General features: G+C 41.3%; 5 protein-coding genes. All 5 read left to right on the plus strand.

Annotated features, from left to right (window positions below; all coding sequences use genetic code 11):
- Positions 1 to 32 precede the first annotated feature (32 nt).
- The 5 genes from HMPREF9073_RS00455 to uvrA all read left to right on the plus strand — a co-directional run bounded on the left by HMPREF9073_RS00455 (position 33) and on the right by uvrA (position 13012).
- Entirely contained in the window at positions 33 to 2435 is a 2403-nt protein-coding gene (locus HMPREF9073_RS00455; protein WP_034554989.1) for a TonB-dependent receptor, read from the plus strand.
- A 109-nt stretch (positions 2436 to 2544) separates the two neighbouring features.
- Positions 2545 to 5013, plus strand: a complete 2469-nt coding sequence (locus tag HMPREF9073_RS00460) for a M1 family aminopeptidase (protein WP_009412019.1) — start codon at positions 2545 to 2547, stop codon at positions 5011 to 5013.
- Between the two features lie 501 nt (positions 5014 to 5514).
- Positions 5515 to 8643 (plus strand): TonB-dependent receptor, encoded by a 3129-nt coding sequence (locus HMPREF9073_RS00465; RefSeq protein WP_009412021.1) that lies wholly within the window; start codon positions 5515 to 5517, stop codon positions 8641 to 8643.
- A gap of 13 nt (positions 8644 to 8656) precedes the next feature.
- Entirely contained in the window at positions 8657 to 10123 is a 1467-nt protein-coding gene (locus tag HMPREF9073_RS00470; RefSeq protein ID WP_009412022.1) for a RagB/SusD family nutrient uptake outer membrane protein, read from the plus strand.
- A 132-nt stretch (positions 10124 to 10255) separates the two neighbouring features.
- Positions 10256 to 13012 (plus strand): excinuclease ABC subunit UvrA, encoded by a 2757-nt coding sequence (gene uvrA / locus HMPREF9073_RS00475; protein ID WP_009412023.1) that lies wholly within the window; start codon positions 10256 to 10258, stop codon positions 13010 to 13012.
- Positions 13013 to 13082: the final 70 nt, after the last annotated feature.

Raw genomic sequence — 13082 nt, forward strand, 5'->3', positions numbered from 1 at the left:
TAAATTTTAACACATTTTGATAAACACAAGTGATGAAAAGATTGAGTTTCTTATTGTGCCTACTATGCACACTCACAACCCTTTCTGCACAAACACAGTACACCGTAAAAGGTTTTGTGCATAACGCTTCACTCGAAGGCATTGCCAATGTAGCTATCAAAGTATTAGATGCCGATACAAACTTTATTGTAAGTGAACCTATTACCGAAGCTAACGGACTCTTTAGCTTTACTTCTTCCCCTCGCAAATTGCGTATTTATATTGAAGGTACTAACGACTATCTGTCGTATACAGGCGAACCTTTTCAGCTGAACAAGTCTATTGAAATGCTTGCTATCGAACTAAAAACATCAGTTGCTTTAGAAGAAGTAGTCATTACAGCTCCCCAAAAGAAAGCTGCTGTATATATGGAACAGGGCAAGATTGTGTTTTCACCTAAAAACAGCCTAACACACGCCTCTGGAACGGCTCTCGATGCGCTAAAAAGCACCCCAAATGTAGTAGTAGACAGCAAAAATCACCTGAGCATTGGCGGAAAAAGCAATGTGTTGGTGCTCATCAATGGTAAACCTACCTATATGCAACCCGATGATTTGGCGAGTTATCTGAAATCTATCCCAATGGCGCAAATCAAAAAAACGGAATTATTACTCAACCCTCCTGCCGAGTACGAGGCTCAAGGGGGAGCAGGTGCGGTGAACATTGTATTAGATAAAAAAACGGTGGAAGGTACCTTCTTCTCATTGAACAATGGGCTGTCGTATTGGTGGAATCTGCGCCAAAATACGGAACTCCAACTACAACACAGCGTAAAAAAAGGTATATTGCGTTTGGGCTACAATCATCAGTTAGGGCATTACGCAATGGATTACGGCAGCGAGCGTTTGCAAAATGGCTTGCGTTATGAAAGTCCTACCGATGATACCGAAAAACGCAAAACTATTGCAGGACATATTGGCTATGACTATTTGCCTGATGAACAACATACTTTAGGCGTGCAACTCTCTGCCAACACCTTATTTGGCAAAGGAACTACTAGCACAACCACTCGCTTTTTCAATGCTGCTAATGTATTGGAAAAAACATTATCGGGCTACAACGATTACTTTATGCAAAAAGCGAACCGCTACAGTGCCAATGCTTATTATACTTTTGCTCCTTCCGATAACGAACGTTACCAGTTAGATATAGATTACGCTTTTTTCGATGGTGGTTCAGGGAATTGGCAACCTAATACTTACCGTTCACCTGCGGGCAATGTGCTTTCTCACGAGTTATATCTTTCCGAAAACGACCGCAAAATACATATCTTCGCTACTTCTTTTCGTTCGGAATTACCGCTATGGGGAGGCAGCCTTACAGCAGGAGCTAAGTACTCACAAGTGTTTTCGGACAATAGCTTTCAGTTTTACAGACACTTGGCTCCCCATAACATTATAGATGTAAACCGCTCTAATGCATTCGACTTCAAAGAGCGTATTTTTGCCGTTTATGCTCAATATCACTACCCTCTTACCGACCGTTTGTCTGCTGAGGTAGGGGTACGCAACGAAACTACTTTTTCTAACGGACTTTTATTGCCTTTTGCGAGTAGTGGAAATAGCCAACAAGAGCATAAAAAACACTATACTAACTTCTTCCCTACCCTGAGTTTGCAATACCAATACAATGATGACCTACAGCTATTTGCAGGCTATAGCACTCGCATCAACCGACCTGAATACCAAAATCTCAACCCGTTTGAATACCTTTTAGACGAATTGTCGTATTGGAAAGGAAATCCGTTTTTAGCTCCCGAAAAAATACAAAAAGTCACTCTTTCAGCTTCGTATAAAAAGACTTCTTTCACAATGACTTACAGTTACTCTACCGACTTTTTTAGCAGTATCAGTGAGCCTTTCCAAAGTAACAAAATCATTTCAATTCCTAAAAATATAGGCAGTCAGCACCATTTGCTCTTTTCACTCTACCAAGAACTGAATTGGGGCAACGGCTGCCAAACAACCCTTACTCCTAATCTCAGTTATATAGAGAATAAAGGCACTGTATTAGAAGGTAGCGAGTTACACCTCAATCGTTGGCAGTATAGTATAACAATGCAAAATTACTTTCGTTTGCCTTGGCAACTCAAAGGCGAACTCACAGCAGTTTACAATTCGCGCAGATTAGCAGGCATCAACGAGATAGCTAAATCTTCAGGAGGTATAGACCTTGGGTTACAGCGTATTTTCTTAAACAATCGCCTTACAGCTACCCTTAGTTTTACCGATATTTTCCACACCCAGCGCTGGGATAGCGAAAGCCATTTGCCTAACTTAGACCTTTATGCTTATGGCAATAGCGAAAGCCGGCAAGTCAAACTAAACCTCACTTATCAGTTTGGAAAAGCCAAAGAAGTCCATACAAACGAACTTGAAGAAGTAGAGCGATTATAATTTTTTGGTGTTTTATTTCGGTATAATGGTAAAAAGATATATCTTTGCGGTTGAAATCATCCCTTGAAAAATAAATTATCAGTATATTTCAAGCAAATAAGATAAACCGATGAAAAGAACACTTTTTACCATCATTGCCCTATTGTTCACGGGCTACATTTTTGCACAAACCGATACTTCGGGTAGAAGTCTTTACCGTGCAACTCCTGAGAAGAAAACTGCCTTGAAGCACACCAAGTTAAAGGTAAGTTTCAACTTCAACAACCAAACCCTCAGCGGAGAAGAATGGCTCACCGCTGCCCCTTATTTTTATGCTACCGATAGCCTTATACTCGATGCCAAGGCTATGCTCATTCACAAGGTAGCCTTAGACCAGAATGGCAAACAACGGGGGCTTTCTTATAGCTATAAAAACAATTTGCTAAAAATAAAACTCAACAAAACCTACCAGAAAGACGAAGCCTACACCATCTATATTCGCTACACTGCTCAGCCTGAGAAAGTAACTGAAAAAGGAGGAGAAGCAATTACCGATGCCAAAGGGCTCTACTTTATCAACCCTAAAGGAGAAGCCGATAAGCCTATGCGCCAAGTGTGGACACAAGGTGAAACCGAAGGCTCTTCTTGTTGGTTCCCCACTATCGACAAACCTAACCAAAAAACAACCCAAGAAATTGAAATCACTGTACCCGAGAGCTTTGTCACCCTTTCTAATGGTCTGCTAAAAAGCAGTGACAAGAAAGGCAATATGCGCACCGACTATTGGGTGATGGATAGACCTCACGCTCCTTACCTCTTCTTTATGGGAGCAGGAGAATTTGCCGTGGTTAAAGATACCCCTTGGCGTGGTACAGTGCCTATTGAATACTATGTAGAAAAAGAATATGAATCTGTTGCTAAACAGATATTTGGCAATACAAGCGAGATGATTACTTTCTTCTCCGAACGTTTTGGCTACGATTTCCCTTGGTCTAAATATGCCCAAATGGTAGTACGCGAATTTGTGAGTGGTGCAATGGAAAATACTACAGCCGTTAGCCACGCCGAAAGCGCTTATCAAACTGCAGGTGCTTTAGCCGACCAAAATTATTGGGAGCCTATCATCGCTCACGAGTTGGCACACCATTGGTTTGGTGATTTGGTAACTACCGAAAGCTGGTCAAACCTCACTGTAAACGAGTCGTTTGCTAACTATAGCGAGTACTTGTGGTTGATGCACAAATATGGCAAAGATGTCGCTGAATACCACTTGAGCAACAACACCCTCCAATACCAACACCGCCCCAACGATTTTGTAAAAGATTTAGTGCGTTTTGGTTACGACTCCCGCGAAGATATGTTTGATTTAGTTTCCTACAACAAAGGGGGTGCTATCTTGCATATGTTGCGCAATTATTTGGGCGATGCTGCTTTCTTTGCAGGACTTACCGATTATCTCAAAACGAATGAATACGGTACTGGCGAAGCTCACCAATTGCGCCTTTCATTAGAAAAAGTGAGTGGTAAAGACCTCAACTGGTTCTTCAACCAATGGTATTTCGGCAATGGTAACCCTACTGTAAATATAGAAAAGAACTTCAAAAGAGGTAAACTCACCCTAAAAGTGATACAAACACAAAGTGAAGACCTCTTGTTCCAATTCCCATTGGATATAGATTTGTACATCAACAATCGCGTGATGAGACACACCGTTTGGGTAGATGCTCGCAAAGAAAACGTTTTCACCTTCCCAATGAGAAAAATGCCTACCCTCATAGATATCAACCCTGAAGGAGTGATATTGATGAATGAACAATACCAAAAATCGTGGGCAGAGTACTTGTTCCAAATACAACGCGCTAAATCACTTAAAAGCAGATTACAAGCGGTAAGTGCTCCTACCGAATCTGAGGGTAAAGATATTCTAATTGCGGCTCTCAAAGATCCTTTCTTCCAAATACGCGTACAAGCCTTGCAAAAACTCGCTAACTACGATCTCAACGCCAAAGAAATGGCTATGGTAGAAAAAATTGCCTCTTCCGATCCTCAAAACTTAGCTAAATCGGCATCAATGTGGGTATTAGCAACTTCTAAGGACAAAAATAAATATACTCCTATATTCGAGAAAAACCTTGAATCTCCTTCAGGGGCTATTAAAAATGCAGCTATCAATGGGATAGCTCGTACTGATCCCGCACGTGCTAAGAGTATTCTTGAAAAAGGAAACATCAAAGATTTCGATACCGACCAATTAGCAGGATTATCAGGCGTTATTGTCGATAACCAAATGGAGCAATATCTCCCCGCAATACTTCCTTATTTTGTATACTATCCTTTCTTTGAAAAAGACACTCCCGACACAGCTGCCAACTTTAAAAAAGGCTATGAATGGGCAATGCATTTAGATAATACCTCACACGTAGAATTATTAACTAAATCACTCAAAGAAATCGCTAAAGATATGGAAAATCCTGCAGCTAAAGAAATGCTAAAAAGCGTATTAGATGAAGGTATTACTATCAAACGCGGCTTAAACCAAACTGAATCTGTAAAAAAACAGATTAAAATGTTAGAAGAGATTAAAGGTATGTTCAAATAATGATTAATAATTGTTACATACTTTTGCCAAAGTCGACTCATTTAAAGATGCTATTATATCAAAATTAGATATAAAACTTCTTTTGTTAGTAGAAATAAATGAGGTAGAAATTTGGATGTAGAATCTTTTTATTTACCAGTTCTAATTGAGTAATCCATATATTTTTTGATTTTTAGCACAATATCATATAAAATATTTGGATTACTCATTTTTTATAAGTTTAAATTACTTCCCTATATTTTAGTGCTTTTTTCAAAGGTCATTCTTCGTTATTCGTCATTCACCTTTGTCATTAATTTTGCGTTTTCTTCAGTAAAAAACATCTAAAACTAACAATCTTTCAAAAAATATCCTTACAGCGGGTTCTATTTTGATATTCTCTTAAAAATCAAGAATGTTACAAAAAAAATGTTAAAAGGTTAATCTTTGTTAATATTTAAACTTTCTCTTGTTCATTACGAAAGATATTGATACTTTTGAGCCGTTAAAACAAATAAAAGTATGAATAATACACGTAAAATCGCTTCGTTTATCTTCTGTTGTCTTTTCCCTTTTTGGCTTGTAGCACAGGAAATAACTATCAAAGGTACCGTAAAAGATCAGGACGGTCTCGAATTGCCTGGAGCAGCTATTGTTATCAAAGGTACTAACAAAGGTATAGCTACCGATGGAAATGGAGCCTTTGAAATTAAAGCTCATCAAGGGGATATTTTAGTATTCTCAACTATCGGCTATGCTCCTAAAGAGGTAAAAGTGGGTAAGGAACGCAACCTAAACATCGTTCTATCTGTTGATGTACTTCAGCTCGAAGGTACTGAGGTGGTAGCAGTAGCCTATGGTACTACCGATAAAAAATCGTTTACTGGCTCTATGGCTACTATCAAAGCTGAAACTATTCAAGCCAAACAATCTTCCGACGTAGCTAAAACCTTAGAAGGCGCTGTAGCAGGGGTACAAATCTCCACTTCATCGGGGCAACCTGGGAGTAATTCGGCTATTCGCATTAGGGGGATTGGCTCTATCAACGCCTCAAGTGCACCACTTATCATCTTAGATGGTGTACCTTTTGAAGGAACGCTCAACGCTATCAACAACAGCGATATAGAGAGTGTAAACGTACTAAAAGACGCTTCTTCTTCAGCACTTTATGGGGCACGCGGTGCTAACGGGGTGGTACTCATCACTACCAAAAGTGGTTCTAAAGGGCGCTTATCCATCACTTTAGACAGTAAGCTGGGCTTCAACTATCGCGGTATCCCTGAGTACGATATCATCAGCAGTCCAGGGGAATATTACGAAACCCTTTGGTCTGCTCTTTACAACCAAAACTGCTATGCCCAAAACCAAGCCGACGCCTTAGCGCGTACCAATGCGAGTCAGTCGCTTATTAACAATGTAGGTACAGGTTATAACATCTACAATGTTGCTGATGATCAAGTGGTACTCTCTAACGGCAAACTCAACCCTGCGACTACTATCAAATATTCCGATGCAGCGACTTTCAATCAATGGGAGAAAGCGCTCTTCAACAGCCGTGTGCGCAAAGAACACAACCTGAGTATGACCAAAGGCACAGAATACAATAGCTTTTATTTCTCTTTTGGTTATTTAGGTGATGAAGGCTATAATATGAATACTTATTTTAACCGCTACGCCACACGTTTTGCCTATAAAGGCGATATTACTACTTGGTTAAAAGCTAATGCCTCCTCTATGATTACTTATACTGAACAACAAGGAAGTACAGAAGATAATGGCTACGACAACCCTTTTGCGTGGACGCGTACCATTGCTCCTATTTACCCTATCTATGAACACGATGCCAATGGCAATCGCTTGAATACTTACGACTATGGAATTACCCGAAAATTCAACAATAATACCAATCCCGTCGCAACACAGCGCGAGAACTTAAACTACAATCGCGATTATTATTTCAACCAGTCTCTTTCGTTAGATGCAAAATTGCTCAAAAACTTCACTTTCTCGGTAAATGGTAATTTCTATGCCAACTTCTACGATGTGAACTATTTCACTACCCCTTTAGGCGGAGCAGGCAAAAACTATGGCGGATCAGCTACTAAGTACAAATCGGATAACACAGTATTGACTTTCAATCAGTTGTTGCGTTATAATAAAAATTGGGACAACTATGGTATTGAAGCTCTCTTAGGACACGAAAGCTATAAAAAACGCTTTGGTACAATAGAGGGGGGCAAGAAAAACTTTGTAGACCCTTACAATAGTGAGTTCAATAATGCGGCTGTGCTCAGCTCGCTCACCTCGTACACTCGCCGTTATTTTGTTGAAGGTTATTTTGGTCAGATAAATGCTAATTATAAACATAAGTATTATCTCTCAGGCAGTTTGCGTCGCGATGGGTCTTCGGTATTTGCCCCCGAAAATCGTTGGGGTACTTTCTGGTCAGTTGGGGCATCGTGGTTGATCAGCGAAGAGAAGTTTTTAGAAGAAGTAGATTTTATAGATTTAGTAAAACTAAAATTGAGTTATGGTGTACAGGGTAATGACGAGCTTTACTTACCTGGTGGAGGACGTTCCTACGTACCTTATATGACCCTCTACAGTGTGAGCACCAATGGCAATACCCCTGGACTCGTAGCCAGCTATAAAGGTAATCGCAATATCACTTGGGAAGAGAGTGGCAACCTCAATGCAGGAATAGAATTAGCGCTATTTAACAACCGACTCACTTTAGAGGCTGATTATTTTATAAAGAAAACAAATAACTTGTTGTTCGATATGCCACTACCTGCTTCTACTGGTTTTTCTTCAGAACCACGTAACGTTGCCGATATGGTAAACAGAGGATTTGAATTTTCATTAGGTATAACCCCAATACGCACCGACAAAGTGGAGTGGACAATCTCGCTAAACGGATTGCACTACAAAAACGAAATAACCCGCTTGCCTGAGGAACTACGCGAAAAAGGACTCACTCGCGGCTACCAAATATTAAAAGAAGGCGGTAGTATCTACGATTTCTATATGGTAAAATGGGGAGGCGTAAATCCTGTTAATGGCGACGCGCAGTTCTACATCAAAAACACTACCACAGGCAAATACGAGCTAAAAGGTAGTGCCGATTATGATAGCACCAACAGCAAGCAATATGTAGGCACCTCTATCCCCGATTTGCAAGGAGGCTTTGGCACAACGCTCAGCGCCTATAATTTCGATCTTGCGGTACAATTTTCTTACCAATTCGGTGGTAAATTCTACGACTCTCAGTACGCTAACCTAATGCACTCTGGCGACTTGGGTAGAACCTGGCATACTGATATTCGCAATCGTTGGACTCCTGAGAATACTACCTCCGACATTCCCCGACTTGAGTTTGCTAACCAAAAATTGCTCAGCCTTTCCGATCGTTTTATGGTATCATCAAACTATCTATCGTTGCGCAATGTGAGCTTAGGCTACACTTTCAAACAAGAAATAGTAGAAAAATTAGGACTCACTAAGTTGCGCTACTATCTCACTGCCGATAACGTGTACTTGTGGAGCAAACGACAAGGGTTAGACCCTCGCACCAGCTTGGCAGGTGATAACTACGATGCAGTATACAGCCCTATTCGCACTGTTTCAATGGGATTAACACTCAATTTTTAAAATCGTAAAAGCTATGAAAAAACATATACTTTCCGTCACTCTTGTATCACTACTTATAACTGCTTGTTCTAAGAGTGATTTCGACCCCAAGGTAAACGAGTACCTCACCGACCAACGCAAAGAGGAACTCAAAGCCGATGTACAAACCAAAGCCAACCTCCTACAAGTAGAACTCAACGGTATTTACAACAATAATGTAGCACTACAGAGTGGCGATCACGATTCGTTTGGGCTGAAGTCTATCCATCTGTCATCAGACCTTACAGGGCTTGATATGGTGCAAGCTTCGTATCATTGGTTCGGCCATGACTATTATTTCAATATGCGCAACGCTACCTATACGCGTACCAGTTTTATGTGGTCTTTTCTCTACCGACAAATCAGTGCAATTAACAAAGTGTTAGCTGATTATTTTACTGAAACACCTACCGAGCAAGTGCTTTACCAAAAATACGCCGAACTCAAATCGTTACGCGCGATTTACTATTTCTATTTGGTAAATTTATATCAACAATCATACAAGGGTAACGAAACAAAATTAGGTGTTCCACTAATGCTCAAACCTACCGATAGCAAACTGCCGCGTGCCACAGTAGCTGAAGTATACCGCCAAATGGAAGAAGACCTATCAGTGGTAGATGATGCCCGATTTACCATCACCGAAAGCAAAGAAGATGTAGATAAAGCTGTCGCCGCTGCCTATTTTGCCAAAGTGTATGCACATAAAGAGGAGTGGGCAAAGGTAGCCCAATACGCCCAAATCGTGCTCAACGCAAGCGATTTCAATTATACTTCTATGGCTGAAGTGCAAGGAGCTAAATGGGATATCAGTAATACCTCTTGGCTTTGGGGGTATGATATCACCCAGCAGACTACAAGTTCCTTTGGGTCTTTCTATTCGCATATCGATAATACCATAACACAAGGCTATGCTGGGGGTTCAGGAGCTTATAAAAATATGTACAGCAACCTCTATGCTAAGATAGCCGATACTGATGTGCGCAAGAAAATATATATCAATAATACACTTTTCCCCACCATTGCCGATAGGTATAACTTACCCGATTACGCCAATGTGAAATACGCTACCGACCAGCAATTTTTGAGCGATTATTGCTTCATACGTATAGAAGACCCTTTCTTTTTGTATGTAGAGGCTTTGGTAGAGCAAAACGATTTGACTACTGCTAAGACTACCTTAGAGGACTTTATGCGCAGTTACCGCGACCCTTCTTACACCCTCACTGCTACAACTCAAGCGGCTATGCGAGACGAAGTACGTACACAGCGCCGCATAGAGTTATGGGGTGAAGGTACTAGCTTCTTCGATTTCAAACGTTGGCATTTAGGGGTAAACCGAAATGAGGCTGGCAGCAACCATACCTTTATGATAACAGTACCCGCTGGCGATAAACGTTGGGTATACCAAATACCACAAGACGAAATAGAAGCAAACTCATTAATAGTACAAAACGAATAAAAAATAACACAAAAACCTAAATAGACACGAACTACCTAAAAAAGAATACTTTTTGGGTAGTTCTTTTTTATATTGCGCAAGCATTGGCTAATTAGCAAATTAGTCGTACCTTTGCCCCCTTGATAGTTAAAAATGAAAAACAGAGAAATTCTTATAAAGGGTGCTAAACTGCACAATCTTAAAAATATTACCGTGGGGATTCCCCGCAACCAGTTGGTGGTGATTACAGGACTTTCAGGCTCAGGTAAATCATCATTGGCGTTTGACACGCTTTACGCCGAAGGGCAACGCCGTTATGTGGAAAGCCTGTCGTCGTACGCACGTCAGTTTTTGGGTAAGTTAGACAAACCAAAAGTAGACAATATCGTAGGGATTGCCCCTGCGATTGCTATTCAGCAGAAAGTAAACACCTCGAACCCACGTTCTACTGTGGGCACTTCTACCGAGGTGTACGACTACTTGAAACTGCTCTTTGCTCGTATCGGGAAGACGTATTCGCCAATTTCGGGACAAGAGGTGAAAAAACATACGGTTACCGATGTGGTGGATGCAGTAATGCGCTATCCCGAAGGCACAAAACTGTTGCTTTTAGCCCCTGTGAGTATCCCCAAAGACCGTACCGCAGAGCAAGTGCTCAAACTCCTTTTACAACAGGGCTATGCACGCATTCTATACAAAGAAGAAATCATCCGTCTTGAGGAAGACAATTTGCCTAAGAATCTCGACAATTTCCAATTGGTAGTAGATAGGGTGATTGTGCGTCACGACGAAGACTTTCAGCACCGCCTTGCCGATGCCGTAGACACGGCTTTCTTTGAAGGGAAGGGTGAATGCTACATTCAAGAAATGGACGGAGTGGTACAAACGCATTTCAGCAATCGGTTTGAGTTGGACGGTATCACTTTTTTAGAGCCTAACGTACACTTATTCAGCTTTAACAACCCTTATGGGGCTTGCCCAAAATGCGATGGTTATGGTGATACTATCGGACTTGATGAAGACCTTATCGTACCTAACACAGGTCTTTCGGTCTACGAGAATGCTATCTATCCTTGGCGTGGCGAGACGATGAGTTGGTTTCGTGACCAATTGGTGAATAATGCCTATAAGTTCGATTTCCCGATACACAAGCCTTGGTTTGAGCTCACCGATAAACAGAAACAATTGGTGTGGGACGGCAATAAGTATTTCACGGGGCTCACCGATTTCTTCAAAGAGTTAGAGGACAAAAGTTACAAAATACAAAACCGAGTACTCTTGGCGCGCTATCGCGGAAAAACGCGTTGTCACGAATGCCACGGCAAGCGTTTGCGCAAAGAGGCTAACTACGTGAAAATAGCAGGCAAAAGCATTTCGGATTTGGTAGAATTGCCTATTGAGGAACTACAACTTTTCTTTAAAAAACTCAAGCTCAACGATTATGAGCAAGAGGTTGCCAAACGATTGTTGTTAGAAATCAACAACCGCTTGCAATTCCTTGCCGATGTGGGCTTAGGTTACTTAACCCTCAACCGAAAATCAAACACGCTCTCAGGGGGGGAAAGCCAGCGCATTAATTTAGCAACCTCGTTGGGCAGTAGTTTGGTAGGCTCTATGTACATACTCGATGAGCCCAGTATCGGTTTGCACCCGCGCGATACCGAACGACTGATAGGCGTACTAAAATCCTTGCGCGACTTAGGCAATACGGTGATTGTAGTGGAACACGACGAGGATATTATGAAAGCTGCCGACTATATTATCGATATAGGTCCTGAAGCCGGAACGCACGGCGGTGAAGTGGTAGCGGCAGGCACTTATGAGGAACTCCTAAAAGCCGATACCCTTACGGGGAAATACCTCAGCGGACGTTTAGCAATTGAAGTACCCAAAAAACGACGCACTTCTCCGCAACACATCACTTTGGTAGGCTGCCGTGAGAACAACCTTAAGAACATCGATGTTACCTTCCCTTTGGATATGCTTACGGTAGTTACAGGGGTATCAGGTAGCGGAAAATCTACTTTGGTGAAAAAGCTACTTTATCCTGCTATTCAAAAAGAATTGGATTTAGGCGGAGAGAAAATCGGTCAGTTTACGAAGATAGAGGGCAAATACAAACACTTGCAAAGTGTGGAGTTTGTAGACCAAAACCCTATTGGAAAATCCACCCGTTCAAATCCTATTACCTATATTAAGGCTTACGACGATATTCGCGCCCTCTTCGCGAGTCAGAAGTTGGCAAAGATGCGGAATTTCCAATCCAAGCACTTCTCATTCAACGTTGATGGTGGGCGTTGTGAAGTATGTAAAGGAGAGGGTGAAGTAACCATAGAAATGCAATTTATGGCTGATGTGCACCTCACTTGTGAGGCTTGTGGCGGCAAACGCTTCAAAAAAGAAGTGCTTGAAGTGATGTACGAAGGTAAAAACATAGATGACCTGCTGAACACTACTATCGATGATGCCGTAGCCTTCTTTCAAAAGCACAAACAAACCAAAATAGCTGAAAAACTCAAACCTTTACAAGATGTAGGTTTGGGGTATGTAACACTGGGGCAGTCCTCCTCTACCCTATCGGGTGGGGAAGCCCAACGGATAAAATTAGCTTCTTTCCTATCAAAATCGGATAGCAAAGAAAAAGTGTTGTTCATTTTTGATGAGCCTACCACCGGTTTGCACTTTCACGATATTCGCAAGCTCTTAGACTCATTGCAAGCCCTTATAGAAAAAGGGCATTCGGTTATCATTATCGAACACAATACCGAGATGATCAAATCAGCCGATTATGTAATAGATTTAGGTTTAGAAGGCGGTGCTAAAGGAGGCAAACTCGTAGCGACGGGTACCCCTGAGGAAATCGCTAAAAACAAACAAAGCTACACAGGTAAATACTTAAAACTGAAATAGCGATGAAAGAGTTAGGTAAAAATTGAGTTATCCAAGATTTTCGGATAACTGCCAATGATGGCAAAATGTA

Origin of the sequence: Capnocytophaga sp. oral taxon 326 str. F0382 (assembly GCF_000318295.1) — a bacterium.
Classification (GTDB): domain Bacteria; phylum Bacteroidota; class Bacteroidia; order Flavobacteriales; family Flavobacteriaceae; genus Capnocytophaga; species Capnocytophaga periodontitidis.